This window comes from Nitrospirota bacterium, assembly GCA_030684575.1.
GTDB lineage: Bacteria > Nitrospirota > Nitrospiria > Nitrospirales > Nitrospiraceae > Palsa-1315.
The window spans coordinates 219,006-238,054 of the sequence record JAUXVD010000021.1 but is presented as its reverse complement, the minus strand read 5'-3'; the positions used below and the strand labels follow the sequence as shown (position 1 = coordinate 238,054).

19 protein-coding genes and 1 other RNA gene are annotated in these 19,049 nt (G+C 58.6%); all 20 read right to left on the bottom strand.

Translation table 11 applies throughout. From position 1 onward, the window contains the following. Window positions 1–2: 2 nt before the first annotated feature. The 20 genes from Q8N00_16400 to Q8N00_16305 all read right to left on the bottom strand — a co-directional run bounded on the left by Q8N00_16400 (window position 3) and on the right by Q8N00_16305 (window position 19,044). A complete protein-coding gene (locus tag Q8N00_16400) occupies window positions 3–1,130 on the bottom strand; it encodes an SUMF1/EgtB/PvdO family nonheme iron enzyme (GenBank protein MDP2384373.1) in 1,128 nt (375 codons plus the stop codon). A 354-nt stretch (window positions 1,131–1,484) separates the two neighbouring features. Further along, window positions 1,485–1,834, bottom strand: a transfer-messenger RNA (tmRNA) gene (ssrA, locus tag Q8N00_16395). Between the two features lie 461 nt (window positions 1,835–2,295). Continuing rightward, window positions 2,296–3,930 (bottom strand): hypothetical protein, encoded by a 1,635-nt coding sequence (locus Q8N00_16390; protein ID MDP2384372.1) that lies wholly within the window; start codon window positions 3,928–3,930, stop codon window positions 2,296–2,298. Between the two features lie 2 nt (window positions 3,931–3,932). Then, on the bottom strand, window positions 3,933–4,814 hold the full coding sequence (locus Q8N00_16385) for an MBL fold metallo-hydrolase (protein MDP2384371.1): 882 nt from the start codon (window positions 4,812–4,814) through the stop codon (window positions 3,933–3,935). A gap of 101 nt (window positions 4,815–4,915) precedes the next feature. Continuing rightward, on the bottom strand, window positions 4,916–5,548 hold the full coding sequence (locus tag Q8N00_16380; protein ID MDP2384370.1) for a DNA-3-methyladenine glycosylase 2 family protein: 633 nt from the start codon (window positions 5,546–5,548) through the stop codon (window positions 4,916–4,918). A gap of 28 nt (window positions 5,549–5,576) precedes the next feature. Further along, window positions 5,577–5,966, bottom strand: a complete 390-nt coding sequence (locus Q8N00_16375) for a RidA family protein (protein MDP2384369.1) — start codon at window positions 5,964–5,966, stop codon at window positions 5,577–5,579. Between the two features lie 10 nt (window positions 5,967–5,976). Further along, the gene (locus Q8N00_16370; protein MDP2384368.1) at window positions 5,977–6,708 is read right to left on the bottom strand and encodes a glucose 1-dehydrogenase; all 732 of its coding nucleotides are present in this window, start codon (window positions 6,706–6,708) and stop codon (window positions 5,977–5,979) included. 171 nt (window positions 6,709–6,879) lie between these two features. Beyond that, window positions 6,880–7,476, bottom strand: coding sequence for a nitroreductase family protein (locus Q8N00_16365; GenBank protein ID MDP2384367.1), 597 nt, complete (start codon window positions 7,474–7,476; stop codon window positions 6,880–6,882). Window positions 7,477–7,483: 7 nt separating this feature from the next. Beyond that, a complete protein-coding gene (locus Q8N00_16360; GenBank protein MDP2384366.1) occupies window positions 7,484–8,899 on the bottom strand; it encodes an efflux transporter outer membrane subunit in 1,416 nt (471 codons plus the stop codon). A gap of 1 nt (window position 8,900) precedes the next feature. After that, complete coding sequence (locus Q8N00_16355; protein ID MDP2384365.1) at window positions 8,901–12,071, bottom strand: multidrug efflux RND transporter permease subunit; 3,171 nt, start codon at window positions 12,069–12,071, stop codon at window positions 8,901–8,903. A 3-nt stretch (window positions 12,072–12,074) separates the two neighbouring features. Continuing rightward, window positions 12,075–13,166 carry an efflux RND transporter periplasmic adaptor subunit gene (locus tag Q8N00_16350; GenBank protein MDP2384364.1) on the bottom strand — a complete coding sequence of 364 codons (1,092 nt, stop codon included), beginning with the start codon at window positions 13,164–13,166 and terminating at the stop codon, window positions 12,075–12,077. Between the two features lie 189 nt (window positions 13,167–13,355). Further along, on the bottom strand, window positions 13,356–14,462 hold the full coding sequence (locus tag Q8N00_16345; protein MDP2384363.1) for an NAD(P)H-dependent oxidoreductase: 1,107 nt from the start codon (window positions 14,460–14,462) through the stop codon (window positions 13,356–13,358). Between the two features lie 50 nt (window positions 14,463–14,512). Further along, window positions 14,513–14,749, bottom strand: coding sequence for a CDGSH iron-sulfur domain-containing protein (locus tag Q8N00_16340; GenBank protein ID MDP2384362.1), 237 nt, complete (start codon window positions 14,747–14,749; stop codon window positions 14,513–14,515). Window positions 14,750–14,769: 20 nt separating this feature from the next. Next, entirely contained in the window at window positions 14,770–15,216 is a 447-nt protein-coding gene (locus Q8N00_16335; GenBank protein MDP2384361.1) for a VOC family protein, read from the bottom strand. Continuing rightward, entirely contained in the window at window positions 15,213–15,605 is a 393-nt protein-coding gene (locus Q8N00_16330) for a hypothetical protein (GenBank protein ID MDP2384360.1), read from the bottom strand. The genes Q8N00_16335 and Q8N00_16330 overlap by 4 nt, the downstream gene beginning before the upstream one ends. 106 nt (window positions 15,606–15,711) lie before the next feature. After that, window positions 15,712–16,146: a VOC family protein gene (locus tag Q8N00_16325; GenBank protein MDP2384359.1), complete on the bottom strand. Its 435-nt coding sequence runs from the start codon at window positions 16,144–16,146 to the stop codon at window positions 15,712–15,714. Between the two features lie 101 nt (window positions 16,147–16,247). Continuing rightward, window positions 16,248–16,742: a heme-binding protein gene (locus Q8N00_16320; protein MDP2384358.1), complete on the bottom strand. Its 495-nt coding sequence runs from the start codon at window positions 16,740–16,742 to the stop codon at window positions 16,248–16,250. A gap of 103 nt (window positions 16,743–16,845) precedes the next feature. After that, window positions 16,846–17,523, bottom strand: a complete 678-nt coding sequence (locus tag Q8N00_16315; protein ID MDP2384357.1) for an ankyrin repeat domain-containing protein — start codon at window positions 17,521–17,523, stop codon at window positions 16,846–16,848. A gap of 1 nt (window position 17,524) precedes the next feature. Further along, the gene (locus Q8N00_16310; GenBank protein MDP2384356.1) at window positions 17,525–18,163 is read right to left on the bottom strand and encodes a DsbA family oxidoreductase; all 639 of its coding nucleotides are present in this window, start codon (window positions 18,161–18,163) and stop codon (window positions 17,525–17,527) included. Then, window positions 18,160–19,044, bottom strand: coding sequence for a pirin family protein (locus Q8N00_16305; protein ID MDP2384355.1), 885 nt, complete (start codon window positions 19,042–19,044; stop codon window positions 18,160–18,162). The genes Q8N00_16310 and Q8N00_16305 overlap by 4 nt, the downstream gene beginning before the upstream one ends. Window positions 19,045–19,049 lie beyond the last annotated feature (5 nt).

The window sequence follows — 19,049 nt, the reverse complement described above, 5'->3', positions numbered from 1 at the left end:
CACTACGGTAGATTCGGCAGGTCCTGGGCGCAGCGAAATCCCACGTTGAATTCATGCTCCGTAGGATCGCCCTTGGTCCGGAATGTCGAACGCAGCCGGTACGGGGTATTGGTGTACGATCCCCCTCTCTGCACCTTCACCGTCCCCTCTGCTGGGCCGCGTGGGTTAATCGCGGGTATTTTTGAGTAGAATTTTTCATCGTACCAATCCATCGTCCATTCATACAGGTTGCCGGCCATGTCATGCACACCGTACGGGCTTCTTCCCTTGTCTCGGTTGCCTACCGGTGAGACCGTATCGACACCTTCCTTCAAGCCAAACACCGCATGAGCCGTAGTCGGCGGGTCGTTCCCCCATGGATAGACCCTTTCATCAGTGCCCCGAGCAGCTTTCTCCCATTCCGCTTCAGTCGGCAACCGCTTCCCGGCCCATAGACAGTAACCCATCGCGTCCATCCAGTTGACCCATCGAACCGGCCGATCCGGATGGACGACGGGCGTCTCCTTATCCGCGAAACCCCAAGGCGGTTCACTCTGAATCGCTTCAACGAACTTGGCAAATCTGGTATTGGTGACCTCGAATTTGTCGATATAAAAACTGACGAGAAACACGCGATGGATCGGCTGCTCATCGTCATCGCCCTTGTCGCTTCCCATCGTAAATTCACCGGCGGGAACCAGCACCATCGGAGCCCCATCTTTTCCCGTGAGCTCAGCAGGGGGCTGAGGCGCGCTGGCTGATTTCGAAGCACCTGATCCATTAGCCGGATGCTGCGACTTGACTGGAGGTTTCGCGTCGCCCTCCGGTGCGCGGGGCTTTGGCGGAACCGGTGCCGTCCCTACACCTGGCTCGGGCTTCGCCGGAGACACCTCTTTTCCTGCGCCCTCGATCGGAGCACCAGGGATCGGAGCCTTGGCAGGATGCTTCGTGTCACTTTCATGGACCTGTGGTTTTGGAGGGAGCGGCGCGGATAAGGGCGCGGGGGACGGGGACGGTGGTACCGTGGGAACCGTAACGGGAGCCGTTTCACTCGTGGGAGCGACAGGTTCGGTCGCCAACACAATCGTCGCGGATATCGAGCCTGCCAGCGCGCCAAGTATCAAAAGGACCATCAAGCCAATCTGTCGCATCCAGATCCTCTCAGCTCACATTCTCCTAATCGAAAAAACAGTCCGTCACCCGAGACCGACCGTCACCCGTTCAGGGTACCGAAAAATGCGAGGACAAATCCAGGGAGGAGACCAGATTTCCTCAAGAATCGAAGATGATAATGAAAAGAATATGCATGCAGGACCATACAGCTGGGGAAGCGACATCAGGGAGAATGAAACGCGGCTAGCCGAAGTTTATCGGCAGCCATCAATCTCAATAGGACCATGAAGAGCGGGTAGCAGGGAGGAGAGCGGAGTTACCGCGCATCTACACTGAGGCCGATCCCGTCGCCCGGAACCATCATCGTGGCTCCGGGTCGAGCGAGCTTGGCATGGTGGAGGCGCCGGGAGTTGAACCCGGGTCCGAAGACCTTCAGCACAACGGATCTACATGTTTAGCCGATCGTTTTAATTTCGCAGCCACCCACGCCCACCGGCTAGCTTAGACTGGCCGCTAGCCCAGTATTGTCTCGTCCTCAGCCGCTGAGCACCAGCTTTGGACCAGCCCGCTGTATCGCGCTCCGACCACCCCCGCGGGCCTCAGGTGGAGGAACGTCGCAGTTATTTAAGCTGCGAGTGCAAATTCTTGGTTTGCAGTTACATTTTCCCGGAGGATTTACGAGACCCCGAGAGCTCGACATGCACCGCTGACCTTAGTATCCCCGTCGATTCCGGTCGCCCCCTTTCGGTCGGATGTTCAAAAAGGCTTCTGGCTGCGTTCTCGCTTCGCTCCGAGGCTCGACGTACAGAAACAGTACGACTCGCCCCTTCGCTCACTGCGGCCTTGCCAGAAACCATTTTTGAACATCCTCAAGATCTCTGACTCGGCCATCGGCTATACGCCGTCAGCCATTCGCATTTTACACAGATGCTCATCATACAGCACAGGTCAAGGGGATACCAGGACGTTGCCAATATTCCTCTGTTGGAGCAAAGCAGTCCTGAAGGGCACCCCATCACAGAACTCTACAACTCTGACATAGACGGCGACGGGGAATGACCCTCCATGTTCCAGAAACGCAGGATCGTCAAAAGCATCGTTCGACAAGGCCGCAGCGAGTGAAGACCAGCGGCGTATCCTCTGGGGTAGGTTGAAGATCTGAACGATGCGAGAACGCAGGCGGCAGCGCTTTTCAACATCCTGCTAAGCGCTTTTAAAGCGGGTCACCTTGGCAAACATGATGGCGGCGAAGGGAAGGGCGAGGCCCAGAATGACCTGCACGATGAGAAGCGAGCCGAGTTGGCTGTAGTCGGCTGGAATTTGAATAGCGCCGGAGGCCTGGTCACGGACTTCCCGCGTGACCACATAGATTTCGTTCATGTATTTGGTGCCCAGCTGACTTAGCGAAAGGGCAAGGTTCGTAAACGATGCCATCACGGCGAAGAAGGTCGCTTTCAGGTTCGCGGGGGCACTGTTCGCAATCCAGGCGAGCATCGGAATCATGGAAATCTGGCCGAGGGGCGATTCCAACGCCGTATCGATCAGCGCAATGAATCGGGCATCGACCACGCCTCCGGTCATACTCGCGGTCCATTCGTGCAAACCATAGAACATGCTCACCACCGGGATGGTCAGTACGGTACCGATCACCGTGAGAAACCCCACCACATAGGCGATCGACCGCTCAGCCATGAAGCGGCGGAAGACGAACATCCCGCCCAAGGTCAAGGTGCTGCCGATCAGCGAGAGGATGGAGAGGAACTGCTGATCGAACTTCAGCTGATCGATCATCCACCAAGTCGTCCCTGGACCGGTCCCAGGAATGGCGCGAAAGATAAAAATCACGACGGCTGTCCCGACCAAGGTAAATCGTTTGTCAGGCTCTAACTCCCGCACCAGTCGGGCCATCAAGAACAGGACAATGGCCATCGAGCCGGCAAACACAATCTCTTCGCTATAGGAGAAGCCGCCAAAACCGACCGTCAGAGTGAACAGGACAAACCCGAAGCTTCCACCAAGAATATACCAATTCGGTTTGGTCGGTTCGCCGGACGATTCCCGTGCATCGACCATGTGCCGGGCCTGCTCACGCGAGAAGCCTTGCTGAACAAGCTGTTGCCGATGCTGCCGCTGCAGCCACCAGGCGACCCCAAGCCCAAGAACGGAGACGAAAGGGATGACAAGCGCCATGAGGTAGACCTGCTTATACAGCCATACGATCTCTGCCTGTGGAAGCCCTTCAGTCCCGGTAAAGACATAGACGTTGACCATCGCCACCAGGATCCCGCCGCCGACAATGGCCACGCGGCCAAGCGTCTGCATCGTCGTATGCATGAGCTTCCTCGTCGGCTCATCGAACGGCTGCCCTCGCTCATCCACACGAGGAACGGCTTCGACCGTCATCGCATCCGCCACCGCATCCTGGATCACATATCCGAGAGGAGCGAGGAGTGCGCTCATTACAAACCAGACCTCGGCGGGCAGGAGAGCGGTCATTGCCTCGCGAGCACCGATCAATGCCGCCATAATGGCCAGACTGACGGCCAACAGCCCGGCTCCAAGTCCCACTAGCCAGCCTTTCCAGCGCCATAACAGATCGACCGTATGTCCAATGGGCATCTTCAACGCCCAGGGAATGCCGGCCCAGAAACCCAGCGCGGCAAGGAACGAAGCCGAAAGACCCAGGTAGTCTTTGACGAAGAACGTGCCGACAATGCCGGTGAGTCCCGAGATCCCGTAGGCCATGTAGACCATGAGCGGAGGCAGGTACGAGAGCCGCATGTCACGACCGAGGGAAAGAATGTTGCGATCGACCCACTGGGCCAGTTTCGTAAACATCGCTAGGACGGCATCCTGGTGGGTTGGCGACGCTCGACCAACGCCTGCAACTTCGCGCGCATCTCATCAGCCGGCAACCGCGTCCGATCCCCATGCCCGGCCAAAACCCATTCGAAATGATAGTCGAGAAGTTTCCTGATTGAATCCACCAACACGTGCTTCCTCCACACCAGTCGGCTTGGAGCGCCGAGCATCTGCTGCTCAGAGTCCCACCAGAGATGATCCCCCGTAAAGAGAAACCGATTCTTATAGAGTAGGGCGATGCTGCCCGCCGTATGGCCCGGCACAGGAATAATCAGAAATTCAGGCGAGACCTCGACGTTGTCGGCTCCCTCAATGATCCATTCCGCATCAGGAACCGCTTCGAGATCCCCCCGATGAATCATCCGCTTCGCCCCGAAATGTGCCGCGTACTTCTCTGCATCGGCCACATCGTCTTTATGCGTAAGAAAGATGCGGGCGATGCCGCCCTTTCGTTCGAAGGCCTCGACGAGATGATTGACATACCGTGGCGAATCGATGAGCCAGTTGCCGTCCGGATGTTCGACGAAGAAGCTGTTCGCACCGAACGATTTCTCTGAGTTGAAACCACAGTAGTAGACACCGCCATCCAGATGGATCGGGAAACTGGCCATCGCGTCCTGCAGCAGAGACTTGTCGCTCTGCTCGGTCCCGATCGAGCCAACAGGGCAGGCGAGGAGCGCTTGATAGGCCTGATGGAGAGGCGCTTGATCGGCTGGCTGGCTGGTGACCGCCGAGAAATCGCCGACTTCCTCAAAGCTCATCGGAGCTAATTGGCGGCAGGTGTCGCAGTTGATACAGGTCGCATCGACATAGAAATTCCCCGCGATATTGGAATCCAGTCGTTTCTTCTGATCGGCCATGCCACAACCTCTATGTCGAAACCTACAGGAAGCGGAAAAACTCAGTCTGGGCTCGCAGGATGCTCAAAAAATCCATCCGGCAAGGCCGCTGGCGGACTTTTTCAGCATCCTGATTCCTTCGCGCGATCGGCCGCGCGCCAGAGATACCAAGCCGCCGCCGTGCGATAGGGTCTCCAGCGCTCTCCGTATCGTAACACTTGATTGGGCGTCGGCATCGCGGGCCAACCGTAGGCGATGCGGAACCCGTTACGCACACCGAAGTCGTCGACCGGCAGGACATCGGGACGGCCCAGTTGGAAGATCAGCAGCATTTCGACCGTCCAACGTCCGACGCCGCGCACCGCCACGAGCCGCTCGACGATCGCATCGTCCTCAAGCCCTTTGATGACACGACCGGGTGGCACAGTGCCATCGAGCGTCTTCGCCGCCAAGTCGCGAAGCGCCGCCACCTTGGCCTGTGAAAATCCAGCGCCTCGAATCGCCTGCTCGTCCATCGCGAGGAGATCGGCCGGTTGAGGAAAACGCCGGGCCGGAAACAGCGCGACGAAGCGGCGCAAAATACTATCCGCCGCTTTCTCGTGCAGTTGTTGGTTCGCAATCGCTCGTGCCAAGGACTCAAACGGCGATCGACGCACTCGGGGCCTTAGCGTGAAGGGCCCCACCTCGCAGATCAACCGCCGCATCACCGGATCGACCCTCGCCAGAAACTTCGTCTCAGGACAATGCCCGGTCATGCGATCCTATCCACTCGTCGAACAAGCGCTAGCCTTGACTAAGGATGGCATCGGCTTCAATTTCAACCAGCATGTCCGGATCGATCAAACGCTTCACCTCCACCATCGTCGTCGCAGGCCTGATAGTCCCGAACACTTCACCGTGCGCGCGGCCCACCTCCTGCCATTGATCAATGTTCGCCATATAGATGCGCGTCCGCACGACATCGGCGAGCGAGGCGCCTGCCTGCTGGAGCGCCGCTTCGATCGTTTTGAAGGTCTGAATCGTTTGAGCATAGGGATCCCCCTTGCCGACCAGGCCGGAAGAGGTCATCGCCGTCGAGCCGGAGACGGAGATCGAGGCACCAACACGTACGGCCCGTGAATAGCCGATCTTCGCTTCCCAAGGGCCACCAGTGGAAATATTCTGCCGTCCCATCACGTTCCTCCTACATCACAATGCCGCCGCCGGCATGAATATTCTGGCCCGTCAACCAACGGGCCTCCTCGCTGACGACGAACGCCACCACATCGGCGATGTCTTTGGGTGTACCGAGCCGCTTCAACGGCGACATCTGGATACCGACCTGGCGAAGCGGCTCTGTCATCATGCCTGTCTCCGTAAACCCTGGCGACACAGTATTCACCGTAATCCCACGTGAAGCGAGTTCCTGCGCCAGCCCCTTCGTATATTGTTCCAGCGCACCCTTGCTGCCAAGATAAGCCGTCGCGCCGGGAAAACTCAAATGGGTTCCATCGGTGGAAATGTTCACGATGCGACCCCCCTCTTTAAGGGTCTTAGCCGCTTCCTGCATCGCGAAATAAGGGCCCTTGGCGTTTAAGCCGATCACCTGATCAAAGTCGGCTTCGGTCGTGTCCATGAGGGGTTTTGGCATAAACTTCCCGGCATTATTCACAAGAATATCCAGCCGCCCGAACTGCTTCACCGTGTCGCTCACAAGCCGGCGCGCCTCCGCCACCTGGCTCATGTCGGATTGCACCGCAACGGCTTTCCCGCCCTTGGCCTGAATGCCCGTGACGACCTGTTGCGCTTTTTCGGTACTGGTCCCGTAATTCACCACCACAATCGCGCCCTCTTCGGCCAAACGCTCCGCAATCGCCCGCCCAATTCCGCTGGACGATCCGGTCACGATCGCCACCTTTCCACTGAGTGAAGCCATGTTATCTCCTTTACCCTGCTGAGTACCCGATATCTCTCTGCGACTACTCATTGAAACCAGAACAATACGCGAGCCGAGCGAGTCGATAAAGACTCACTGCCTACTCTACGATTTGGTGGATACCCTGTTTCGACTCGATCCTCGAAGAGCCTCTCGACCTACCCCCCCCTGTCAGAGAAGAGGCGAGGGCTGTTCCCAGGTTGCCGAGTACACCAACTCTGTGAGGGGCTTCCGGACTCTTGGCTGCACTTCCCTTGCCCGCAGGCGATCCGACAACACGGCAGGATCCCCCGGATACCCGACCGCGATCATGGCCACCGGCACATAGCCCTCTGGAATATGACAGTCTGCTCTTGCCTGATCGCTTCGAAAGCCCGCCATCTGATGGGCGACCAGCCCTAACGCCGTACCCTGCAGCACGAGGTTCTCTGCTGCCATACCCGTATCATGCAGCGCATGGGCATTCGGCGAACCGTCCTCGAACTGAAGTTGCGCAACGGATAACATCAGTACCGGCGCGCGGTAGGCCCATTTCTGATTACCTTCAACCAGGCAGTTGAACAATCGCTCGTACTCGGTCGTATGCTCTTTGGTCGCAACCAGAAAACGCCAAGGCTGTCCGTTATTCGATGACGGCGCCCAACGAGCCGCTTCAAACAGACTGCGAAGCTTCTCCGGCTCGACCGGCCGATTGTCAAAGGCGCGGGGACTCCACCGCTGACGCAACAGGTCGTGGATGGGATACTGCGTCTCTGCCGGTTTATCCATAGCCCTATTATCCTTTGCTCACGTCTTTCGATCGGGCCATCTCCGGAGACCAGCCGCCGCCAAGAGCCTTGTAGAGTTGGACCACCGAGACCAGCTGCAGACGGCGCGTGCCGGTCAGAGACAGTTCCGCCTCGAAGAGATTCCGCCGCGCCACAAGCACGTCCAGATAGTTCGCCAAACCACCCTTATACCGGAGTTCGGCCAGCTTGAGCGCCGACTGCAACGCGGTCACTTGTTGTTGCTGCGCGTCGATTTGCACTCGCACCGTCCGCACCGCCACAAGTGAATCCTCCACTTCACGAAACGCGGTCAAGACCGTCTGCTCATACTGCGCAACTGCCTGCCTGGCTTGCGCCTCCGCCGCTTCCTGCTGAAACCCCAGGACCTGTCCGTTCAACAACGGTGCAGCCAGTCCCACCCCTGCTACTCCAAACGCAGCGGGATCGGTAAAGAGTTGGGACAGTTGCGGACTGGCCACACCGAGCAACCCCGTGAGCGAAATCTTGGGAAAGCGCTCGGCTTTGGCCACGCCGATACGGGCCGTTGCGGCAGCGAGCTGCTGTTCAGCCTGCAGCAAGTCCGGCCGCCGCTGCAACAGTTCAGAAGGCAGCCCGGCCGGTACGGCGGGCGGCATCACCTGATCCGTGAGCACACGGCCCCTGGGAATCGAAAATGGTTTGCGCCCCAGCAATATGCTCAATTGGTTTTCCGCCTGCACCATTTGCCGTTCGAGCTCTGCCATCCGAGCAGCGGCATTGGCTCGTTCCGCTTCAAACTGATCCGTATCGAGGCGCGACGTCATGCCCTGTTTCAGCCGGGCCTGCGCAATGCGAACCGACTCTTCCCAGGATTGCAACGTCCGCTTGGCAATATCCATCTGCATATCGAACTGCAGCAGGTTGAAATAGCTCTCAGCCACTCCGCTCACCAGTTGCAACACCACCGCGCGTCGATTCTCTACCTTCGAGAGGAGATCGGCGCGAGCCGCTTCGTTCGATCGCCTCACCCGACCCCAGAGATCGATTTCCCACGCCAGGTTCCCCTGGAGATAATAGTTAAACGGGTTGGCAAAACCTGGAAAGAGAAAGGTGGCCTTGCGTCCGAAGCTCGGAGCATTCCCCGATACGGTGACTCCGGGAAGGAAGTCTGATCGCGCGATCAGCGCGCGGGCTTGGAATTCATCGACCACTGCGACTGCGCGCTGGAGATCCTTGTTTTCTTCCAGCGCAATACGCATCAGCTGTTGCAACGGCTCATCACGCAAAAGTTCCCACCAGGGTAAATTCGCGATCGACGGGGCGTCCAGCGATGCGTCGGCCATCCGAAAGTTCTCAGCCATATCCGTCTTGGGACGTTCGTAATCCGGTCCCATCGCGCAGGACATGAAAAAACACGAGAGCCCGATCACTAGTGGCTTGCGCATGCTACGCCTGTTCCTCCTGCGATGGCGGCATCGGCGGTCCCTCGGACACCGACTCTGAGGCGACACGACGCTGCGTCAACCGGCGGGTCACGACATAAAACAGCGGTATAAACAAAATAGCCAGCACGGTCGCGGCCAGCATCCCGCCCATAACGCCGGTCCCGATCGACTGACGGCTTGAGGCCCCGGCCCCCCTCGCGATGACCAGCGGGACCATCCCGAAGATGAAGGCCATCGAGGTCATGATAATCGGACGGAACCGCAACTTCGCGGCTTCCAAGGCCGCCTCGATCAAGGGTTGGCCCGCCTCATAACGGGTATTGGCAAATTCCACGATCAGAATCGCGTTCTTCGCTGAAAGCCCGATCAAGGTCACGAGTCCGATCTGGAAGTACACATCGTTCTCGAAGCCACGAATCCACACGGCTATCAGTGCGCCGAAGATCGCAAAGGGCACGGCCAGAATCACGGCGAAGGGCACGACCCAGCTTTCGAACTGTGCCGCCAACACCAGAAACACCATCAGTAATCCCACCGCAAAGACCACGCCGGACTGGCCGCCGACCCGTCGCTCCTGAAAGGAGATGTTGCTGTAGTCGATCGCGTAGCCCTGCGGCACGAGCACCTCTTTGCCCACGCGATCCAGCGCTTCAAGCGCCTGACCGGAACTGAACCCAGGCGCAGCCGCACCCAGCACCAGGGCCGTGTTATACCCATTAAAGTGATTCACCGGATCCGGTCCGCTCTGAAACTCCGTCGTCACGACGGTATCGAGGGAAATCATGTTGATGCCCTGGGCGGTCTGAGCCCGCACATAGATCTTCGAAATGTCCTGGGGGGTGGCCCGGTACTCCGCCTCAGCTTCAGTCTGCACATGGTACACGCGACCGAACTTGATAAAGTCGTTGATATAGAAATTGCCGAAGTAGGCCTGCAAGGTATCGAAGATATCTGAAATCGGTATCCCCAGGGCCTTCGCCCGTTCCCGGTTCACATTGACATAGAGCCGTGGCGAAGAGACACGGAAATTCGTCCCCACCCGGCCAATGGCCGGCTCCTTCTGCGCCCGCTCGACAAACTGCTGTGCAACCGCCGCAAACTTCTTAAAGTCTCCGCTGCTGGGGTCTTGCAACTGCGCGGAGAATCCACCGACCGCCCCGACGCCGCGAATCGCCGGCGCATTGAATGCCAGGAGCATCGCTTCAGGAATCTTTGCGAACTCACCAAAGGCCGCCCCGACCAACGCCTTCGCATGGTTCTGTGGTTCAGGCCGTTCATCCCAGAGGACCAGCGGCACGAACATCGTCGCCGAGTTGGGCCCTCTGGTGCCGAAGACGAAGTTTTGGCCGGACAGGGCATCGGTCGAATGGACCGCCGGATTGGATTGAAAATAGCGCTCCACCCGTTCGAGCACGGCGTCGGTCCGCTGTTTCGAGGCGCCGTCCGGGAGCTGTGCCACCACGATGAAATAGCCCTGGTCCTCTTCAGGGAGAAAGCTCTTCGGCAACCCCTTGAACAGCCCGGTCGAAATGACCAGAAGGACCCCGAAGGCCAGCATGACCAGTACGGGCCTCGCCAAAAACGACGCGACAATCCTGGAATAACCCCGCTGCGTCCGACCGAACGTCCGGTCGAAGATGGCCCAGAACCCGCCCCTCGGTTCATGCTGTGGGACAAGGACCATCGCACAGAGCGCCGGGCTCAGGGTGAGGGCGACGAACCCTGACACGGTGACCGAGATGGCAATCGTGGCGGCAAACTGTTTGTACAGAGCTCCGGTGATGCCCCCAACGAAGCCGACTGGCACAAATACCGCCACCAACACCAACACGATGGCGATGATCGGCGACGTGACTTCGCTCATCGCCCGTTTGGCGGCCTCTTTGGCTGACAGGCGCGATTCACGCATGTGGCGCTCAACATTTTCCACCACCACGATCGCATCGTCCACCACGATCCCGATAGCGAGCACCATCCCGAATAGCGTGATGGTGTTGATCGAAAACCCCAGCGCATAGAGTCCGATGAAGGTGCCGATCAAGGAGACCGGCACGGCCACGGTGGGGATGATGGTGGCCCGCCAGCTTTGGAGAAACATGTAGACGACGAGCACAACCAGGACCATGGCCTCGGCCAGGGTCTTGATCACTTCCGTGATCGACACTTCGATAAACCGCGTCGTGTCATAGGGGACGTCGTAGGACACGCCTGAGGGAAAGTTTTTCGCCAGCTCATCCATCTGCGCGCGTGTGCGACGGATCGTATCGAGCGCATTCGCCCCGGGAGCCAGGAACGTCAGGATAAAAGTCGTGGGGGTGCTGTTCCATCGGCCTTCCAGGGCATAGGACTGGGCGCCCAGCTCGATACGCGCCACGTCCTTGAGGCGCACGAGGGAGCCGTCCGGCAGGGCGCGTACGATCAGTTCCTCAAAGTCCTTCACATCGGTCAGCCGGCCCTTCGTGATGATCGGGATGGTCAGCTCTGTGCCCTTTGGCGCCGGCTCCCGCCCGATCGTCCCGGAGGGATAATCGCGATTCTGCTCACGGATGATCGCCGCGATGTCGTTCGGCATCAGGCCCAGCTTGGCCATGTGCAGTGGATTCAGAATGATCCGCATGCTGTAATTTTGCTGACCGAACACCACCGCATCCCCGATGCCGTTGACCCGCTTCAGGTCGTCGACCAGCCGGAGGGTCGCGTAGTTAGAGAGAAAGATGGCATCGTGTCGAGGATCTGTCGACTTCAGCACGATGACCGCAACGAGGTCCGGTGACACCTTCTTCACCGACACACCCTGCCGGATGACTTCCGCCGGCAGTTGCGGCTCCGCGAGCTTTTCACGGTTCTGGGTTTGCACCTGGGCGATGTCCGGATCGGTGCCGATCTCAAACGTCAGCTTGATGGTCACATGTCCATCATTACTGCTGGTCGAGTCGAAATAGAGGAGGTTGTCGATGCCGGGGAGTGTGACCTCGATCGGCCTGGCGACCGATTCGGCCGCAACTTCGGCGCTGGCGCCGGGATAGTCCGCGTCAATCTGAACGACCGGCGGCGTGATCTCAGGGAACTGGGCCACCGGCAGGAACTGCAGCGCGAGCAGGCCCATCACGACAATGATGATGGACACCACCGAGGCCAGAATCGGCCGGTCGATGAAGACGTGAGACGTCACAGGCTATCCTTGTTTTGGTGTGAGGGGACCTGGATCCGCGGCCGGCGCACCTGCGCTCCAGGGAATGGCCTTCACCGGCGCGCCGGGACCGATCGTCATCAGACCGTTCACGACGACGCGATCGCCCTGATTGAGGCCGCTGTCGATAAGCCACTGGTCCCCTTTCCAGTCGGACGCCGCGACGTCTCGAATCTGGACCTTCTCGTCCTGGCCGACCACATAGACGAAGGGACCCTGGGGACCCTGCAACACGGCGCGTTGAGGAATGAGGATCGCGTCTGTCTTCGTGTCGCCGGTGAATCGCACCTTCACAAATTGCCCCGGCAGGAGGGTACGCTGCGGATTGGGAAACGTCATTCTGGTTTGACGTGAACCGGTTTCCGTTTGCAAACCTGGCTCCAGGAGATCGAGGACCCCTTCATGAGGATAGACCGTCCCATCCATCATCGTGAGCTGGCCTCGGAGTTGGTAGACCCCCGGATGGTGAATTTTCTTTGACTCGATGTCCCGCCGCCGTTTCAGAATGAAAGTCTCCGGGACACTCACCACCACATACATGGGATCGACGCGATAGACGATCGTCAGTAAATCCGTTTGCGCCGAGACCAGGCGCCCTTCGTAATAATGGCTCCGTTCGATCAGACCGGCGATAGGAGCGGTGATGAGCGTATTGTCGAGATCGAACTGCGCCTTGATCAACTCGGCCTTCGCGCCCTGCACCAGCGCCTTGGCGGTCAGGTTACCAGCCACGGCATCGTCCACGTCTTTCTGGCTGACCGCCTGCTCCGCCAGGAGCGGTTTGACACGAGCGAGATCCTGTTTCGCCTGCACGAGTCGCGCTTCAGCCTCGGCGATCTTGGCTTTGGCGATGGCCACCGCGGCTTGGAAGGGCACGGGATCGATCTGGTAGAGGCGATCCCCCTTCTTGACGTCACGTCCTTCGTGATACAGCAGGGCCTTCAAGAGCCCGGTCACCTGCGAACGAATCTCCACCGGCCGCGAAGCCTCGGCTTGTCCGATGAATTCCGGTTCGTCCGGGATCGTCTGACGAGTCACCGTGATCACTTCGACCTGCGACGGTTGTTGCGCCGGCATTGAACCGGCTTCCTGTTTACAGCCAGTCCACAGAGCCAATGGCAGCAGCGTAAATATCAATACGAGATGTAGCGGCCTCGGTAAAAACGTCACGATAACCCTTCCGTTTAGGCCATTAAGCAGAACGCAAGTGTACCTCTTTACCGGTCTCTTTCTCTACCCCGATACCAGGCGAGAGTCTCAGGATTGTTACCCCGTCGGCTCACGATCCAGTTGATGCGCCTTGCGTCCGCCACGGGCGAGCGGATGCTCAGGAAGCTCACCGCCGACCATGAGCTTCGCCATGTCCGCAGCGCGCACTACGAGTTCTTGCGCCCCTTTCCGAAGCTCCTGGCTGTTCTGCACCTCTTTGACATTCCGCTCCATGTCCTCGGCACTCCAACCCCGGGAATGGGCGATGAACGGGAACTGCGGAAACTGGCAGCCAACTTCGGCGAAAAATGTCATGAGTTGCCCGGCGACGCCTTGGACATTGTCCTGGCCACCCATGATGATAAATGCTGCCACTTTGTTTTTGAGCAAATGTTTATTCGCGATGGTCTCCTGATTTTGGATGCAGTTCATCCGCTCGACCATCTTGAAGTACAGGCTACTGGCGTTGCCCCAGCGAATCGGGGTTGAAATGAGAATCACATCGGCCCAATGGACGATGGCCTCGTACACCCGATCCATCTGGTCGGTCGGATCCATCTGTGTAATCGAGCAGGGCCAGGTGCAGGCCTCAGCCGATTTGGAATAGAAGCCCTCGCAGGAGCGAAAGTTCAGCTCGCGAAGCTTGATACATTGCGTCTCCAGCCCGAGCATGGTCCGCGCATGGTCCAACGCCACCTCCAGCATCGCATCGGAGGTGCTGTACCGTGGATGCTCCAGGGTCATGGCCGTCGTCGCGATCCCCACGACGCGAATCGGCCCTGGCTGACGCACCACCGGGCGGGCAAGCGGGTGGGGCTGGTGCTTCTGCTTCTTTCGTTTCGTCGCCGACGAGAGGTCGATATAGAGCCGTCCCTGATCCACCTTGGTGGCATAGGCAGGGACCTGATCCTGCTCATATCCCGGTTCCCCTTGACCGGTTTGGTGATGAAACTTCCAGTAATGCCAGGGACAGACCAGGTACTCGCCGTCGAGGGTCCCTCCACCGAGCGGACCACCGACATGATTACAGACGCCGGAAACCGCGGCAAACGACCCGTCCTTGTACGTGAGGGCGATCGGCGTCGTACCGCACATGACTTCCTGCACCGTTTTCATCTTCAGCTCGTCAACCTGTCCGAGCTCCATCCATTGTTCGTCCGGCATAAGACACTCCCAGGGCAATCTCGCATCGCCGACCTGTCAGGCCTGAGCGATCACAGCGATTTATGCGTCCCGTCGCAGAACGGCGGGGTCTTCGTCTGCTTGCACTGACAGAGCGCAACCTGCTTCTTCTCCGTCGTCGTAAACTCCACCGGTGTAAACTCGGTGCCCGTATGGGATCCGTCGCAAAAGGGTTGGGTCTTGGAACGACCGCATTGACACCAATAGTAGGTGCCGGGATCCAACGACAACACGGCCGGCTGTTTGGCTGCAATCATTGGCTTGTCCATATTCACTCCTCCTGCTTAGGTTATAATTGTAACGGCTTGATCGGCGCCACAACGGCCGCCGGATTGTTCTTCCACACCGACTCATCGGCATCCACGTATAGTTCCACTTCGTTCCCGTCCGGATCGCGCAGATAGAGGCTCTGGCTCACCGTATGGTCGCTCATCCCGTCGATCGTCACGCCGGCCCGTTCTAATTCCTGCTTCGCCTCGCGCAACTCGTCGAGGCTGTCACCAACTTTGATGCCGATATGATAGAGCCCCCGACGGCTTCCGGACGGAGGCCCCGGCGCATCGCCGACCTGGATCAACAGCAGCTCGTGATGTGTGCGTCCGGAGGTGAGCGCCGCTGCTGCTCCATTAAAGACCCGACCCACTTCTTCGAAGCCGAGCAGGTCCCGATAGAACGCCAGGGACCGTGCAAGCTCTTTCACATAGAACACCACATGGCCGAGATAATGGGCTTTCATCGTAACAACTCCTTGATGGCCGCATGCGCGAGGACCACGTCCGGATCGCGCTGCATCGCGTCGTAATAATGCCGACCGAATCCTTCGCCCGTTTCCGACGGCGTCAAGAGGGCGCGCATCGACGCGATCCGTTCATGAATAGTCCCGGGGGCTACCGGCTCTTTCGACCCAGCAAGTTCGTCAAGTTGCGCCATCGATTGCGAGAGCTGACGGAGCCAGGCGAACCAGGCATGTCCAAGCAGGAGCTGAAGAAATTCTCCGTTTGACGCGATCCGGCCATGCACCCGCTCATAAGCCACCCGCTCTCCATCCAATAGCGTCTTGTGCAGCAGCAGAAGGGCTCGAGACAGCTGATCGAGTTGCGCCGCCGAATAATCTTGGTTCGCCATGGGTCCGTTATCTCCCGGGTCTCTCATTGTAACTTCTTCGAGCCCGTATCGTAGGAGTTGCGCTCGTCGGCGATCGTGCCGTTCGTCCGTTATCGATTCGTCTGACTCATGACCGTTTCTTCGTTCGAGGTTTGCTCCTGAATGTAATCCCGGCTTTCTGCACTTCCTGATAGGGGAGGAGCCAGACCAGAGATTCGTCGCTGAGATCTCCGACCTGGATACGGTTACCCCAGGGATCGCGGAAGTCGCACCGAAAGCCCGGCCGCATCGCCAGCTTGTATTTGCTCATCAACTTGCGCCGGACTTCTTTAATCTGCGTGGCATCCCGGACCATCAAACCGAAATGTTTCACCCGATCCGGTTGCAATGTCTCTACTTCAAAGATCGCCATGAATTGATGCTCGCCCAGCTTGCACCAGGCGGCGCCTTCGCCACCGGTGAGCATCGTCAATCCAAAGACATCGGCATAGAACTTCACCGCCTTCTTGGCGTCGGTCACTTCGATGACAATATGGTTACAGCCATAGACCTGAACGGCCATCACGTACCTGCCTTTCTCTTCCCGTCACGTGCCGACTCTGCTCAGCCCCCGACCCTACGACTTACCGGGAATGTTGACGGTCCCACCCTCAGCGTGGGTCGTTATTTTGTTGCTGGAAGTTTCGGCGCGGCACCGATGCTGTCCAGACCTGCTTGCGCACAAGCCGCGTCTAAATGGCCTCCCGGCGCCCCGCCGACCCCGATTCCACCGACAACTTCACCCGCGATCTCGATCGGGAGACCTCCGGCCAGAAACAGGATTCTGTCGTTCATCTGCTGAAGCCCCTGAACCGCCGGGGTTTTGGCAATAAGTTCGGCGACATTGCCGGTTGGTCCTCGCATACTCGCCGACGTATAGGCTTTCTTCTCGCTGCTCTCGACGGTATGGGGCCCGGCACCATCGGTTCGTAGAAACGCTCTCAATAGACCTGCCCGATCGACCACCGCCGCGCTGACCCGATAGCCGTCTTTGGCACAGTGATCCACGGCGGCCTTTACCGCCGTCACAGCAAGAGCGGCCGGCAATACCGCCTCTCGCGGCAATTCTTCCGCCGCGACAAGGACAGGGGATAATCCGAATACACAGGCCGTGATCATGATCAACCCCTGGGCGTACATCTGTACATGGCACTGATGCAGACGCTTATATTTCATCGACTCCTCCTTGGCTAAATGAAATTTCCTCACCCACACATAACCCTTATCGAGCTCCCGCTGCTTCCAACGTACCCACGATCTCTCGATAGCCTTTCTGGCGGGCATGTTGAAGCGCTGTGACATGGTCTTGATCCGGAATATTCACCTTCGCGCCGGCCGCTACGAGCATTCTCACGATCTCTTGGTGTCGCGGCCCGCCATCGCTCAGAATAATCGCTTCCAGGAGCGCCGTCCAACCCAACTTATTGACGTGGTCGATGTCGATATCCGTCTTGAGCAGGACTTTGACCGCCTCGACATGTCCACGCTCACATGCCGGAATCAGAGCCGTACCGCCAAAGCGGTTATACCGTTTGAAATTCGGCTTAGCCTGTACTGCAAGCGTGAGAATTTCGACAAAGCCGCTCGCGCCGGACAAGAGCAGGGGGCTATCCTGCTTGCTGTCCTGCGCGTTAACATCGGCTCCGGCCGCGATCAGCAACTTGGCACTCTCCACATGGTTCCGGCTGGTGGCGGCGAGCAACGCCGTTCGCCCCCGCCCATCCCTCACATCGATCGAGACGCCTTCCCTCAGCAACCGATCTATCGTTTCGGTGTCATTGCGGTCCGCCGCGCGAATGAATTCCTGAGTATCCTGCTTATTCATGGGTTGGCCGTACATCGTCGTGGCGCCGATAAGCAGGCTCAGCACTACGACCAGGTGAGGGTGCCATCTCTGCATGTCAGGCTCCTGATCCAGCCGCTTTGAGCGCCGACACAAACGTCTCAGTCGGCTGCGCGCCGGATAGCGCATAGGTCCCGTTCAGCAGGAAATAGGGGACCGCGCGAATCCCGAGTCTGTGACCCGCTGCTGCTTCCTCTTTCACCTTCGAGACTCCCTCATCACTTCGGAGAAAGCTTCCCGCATCCAGTCCCACTCGCTCCCCCAATTCCACGAGCACAGGGATAGAGCCGATATCAGCACCCTCCTCAAAATAGCCTCGGAAGAGCGATTCGACTACGGCGTCCTGTCGGCCCTGCTGCCCGGCATACCAAATCAGCCGATGAGCCAGAAAGGTATTGGGCGTCCGCGCAATGTTTTCGAACGCAAAGGCAATATGCTCCTCAGCGCCTGCCGCGAGGACATGCTCTTCCATCTGCCGAAACGCATCCAAGCTACCGAACTTTGCTTCGAGATAGGCTCTGCGTTCGAGACCCCCCTCCGGCATCGTCGGATTCAACTGAAAGGGCCGCCAGGTGATGTTCGCCGGTGCGGCGCCATTCAGTTGATCCAACGCCCGTTCAAGCCGCCGTTTCCCGATGAAACACCAGGGACAGACGACGTCGGAGTAAATGTCGATCGTGAGCGCCCGATCGGTCATGATAGATGTCCCATCCTCCCGGCCTTGTAATCGTTCATAGCCTGGACCAGCTCGTCCTGAGTATTCATGACGAACGGACCATAGCGCGCGATCGGCTCCCGGATCGGCTCTCCGCTAAGCACAAGCAAGGTGGCATCCTCCGTCGCTTCAAGCACCACTCGCTCGCCTCTGTCTCCGAACAGGGCAATCTCCGCATCCTTGGCCCTGTGCGACCCGTTGATCACGATTTGCCCGCTGAGCACGAACACCGACGTGTTGAATCCCTCTGGCAGCGTGAGCTCGGTGTGGTGTCCTGCCGTCAGACGAAGATCGTACAGATAGACAGGGCTGAAGGTCCTGGCCGGACCCTTGACGCCGCGAAACTCCCCGGCGATGACGCGAAGCCGGCCCGCTCCTCCACCAAGCTCCACCGTCGGAATGTCATCCTTCACCAGCGTCTGATACCGCGGCGTCGACATCTTGTGTGCCTTCGGCAAATTGACCCATAGCTGAATACCTTCCAGCATCCCTCCCTGTGCGGCAAAGCCTTGCTCGTGCAGTTCCTCATGCACGATGCCGGAGGCGGCGGTCATCCATTGGACATCGCCAGGGCCAATGACCCCTCCGCTCCCGGTCGAGTCACGATGTGCAACCTTGCCGTGATACATGATCGTGACCGTCTCAAATCCCCGGTGTGGATGTTCCCCCACACCGAGTAGCCGGTCGGTCGGAGGAAACTGCTTCGGCCCCATGTAGTCCAGGAGCAAGAACGGAGAAAATTGCTCATCTGTACCCATGCCTGGAATCATATTACGCACCGGAAAGCCGTCACCGACCATATGCGCTGATCCGGACTGATAGACGCCGAGCACATTTTTGGCAGTTGTCGTATCTGTGGTCATAATAT

Excerpts from the sequence above, each read along its gene's own strand:
- Q8N00_16400 (MDP2384373.1), bottom strand. The coding sequence starts at position 1,130 with ATGCGACAGATTGGCTTGATGGTCCTTTTGATACTTGGCGCGCTGGCA.
- Q8N00_16390 (MDP2384372.1), bottom strand. The coding sequence starts at position 3,930 with ATGTTTACGAAACTGGCCCAGTGGGTCGATCGCAACATTCTTTCCCTC.
- Q8N00_16385 (MDP2384371.1), bottom strand. The coding sequence starts at position 4,814 with ATGGCCGATCAGAAGAAACGACTGGATTCCAATATCGCGGGGAATTTC.
- Q8N00_16380 (MDP2384370.1), bottom strand. The coding sequence starts at position 5,548 with ATGACCGGGCATTGTCCTGAGACGAAGTTTCTGGCGAGGGTCGATCCG.
- Q8N00_16375 (MDP2384369.1), bottom strand. The coding sequence starts at position 5,966 with ATGGGACGGCAGAATATTTCCACTGGTGGCCCTTGGGAAGCGAAGATC.
- Q8N00_16370 (MDP2384368.1), bottom strand. The coding sequence starts at position 6,708 with ATGGCTTCACTCAGTGGAAAGGTGGCGATCGTGACCGGATCGTCCAGC.
- Q8N00_16365 (MDP2384367.1), bottom strand. The coding sequence starts at position 7,476 with ATGGATAAACCGGCAGAGACGCAGTATCCCATCCACGACCTGTTGCGT.
- Q8N00_16360 (MDP2384366.1), bottom strand. The coding sequence starts at position 8,899 with ATGCGCAAGCCACTAGTGATCGGGCTCTCGTGTTTTTTCATGTCCTGC.
- Q8N00_16350 (MDP2384364.1), bottom strand. The coding sequence starts at position 13,166 with ATGCCGGCGCAACAACCGTCGCAGGTCGAAGTGATCACGGTGACTCGT.
- Q8N00_16345 (MDP2384363.1), bottom strand. The coding sequence starts at position 14,462 with ATGCCGGACGAACAATGGATGGAGCTCGGACAGGTTGACGAGCTGAAG.
- Q8N00_16340 (MDP2384362.1), bottom strand. The coding sequence starts at position 14,749 with ATGGACAAGCCAATGATTGCAGCCAAACAGCCGGCCGTGTTGTCGTTG.
- Q8N00_16335 (MDP2384361.1), bottom strand. The coding sequence starts at position 15,216 with ATGAAAGCCCATTATCTCGGCCATGTGGTGTTCTATGTGAAAGAGCTT.
- Q8N00_16330 (MDP2384360.1), bottom strand. The coding sequence starts at position 15,605 with ATGGCGAACCAAGATTATTCGGCGGCGCAACTCGATCAGCTGTCTCGA.
- Q8N00_16325 (MDP2384359.1), bottom strand. The coding sequence starts at position 16,146 with ATGGCCGTTCAGGTCTATGGCTGTAACCATATTGTCATCGAAGTGACC.
- Q8N00_16320 (MDP2384358.1), bottom strand. The coding sequence starts at position 16,742 with ATGATCACGGCCTGTGTATTCGGATTATCCCCTGTCCTTGTCGCGGCG.
- Q8N00_16315 (MDP2384357.1), bottom strand. The coding sequence starts at position 17,523 with ATGCAGAGATGGCACCCTCACCTGGTCGTAGTGCTGAGCCTGCTTATC.
- Q8N00_16310 (MDP2384356.1), bottom strand. The coding sequence starts at position 18,163 with ATGACCGATCGGGCGCTCACGATCGACATTTACTCCGACGTCGTCTGT.
- Q8N00_16305 (MDP2384355.1), bottom strand. The coding sequence starts at position 19,044 with ATGACCACAGATACGACAACTGCCAAAAATGTGCTCGGCGTCTATCAG.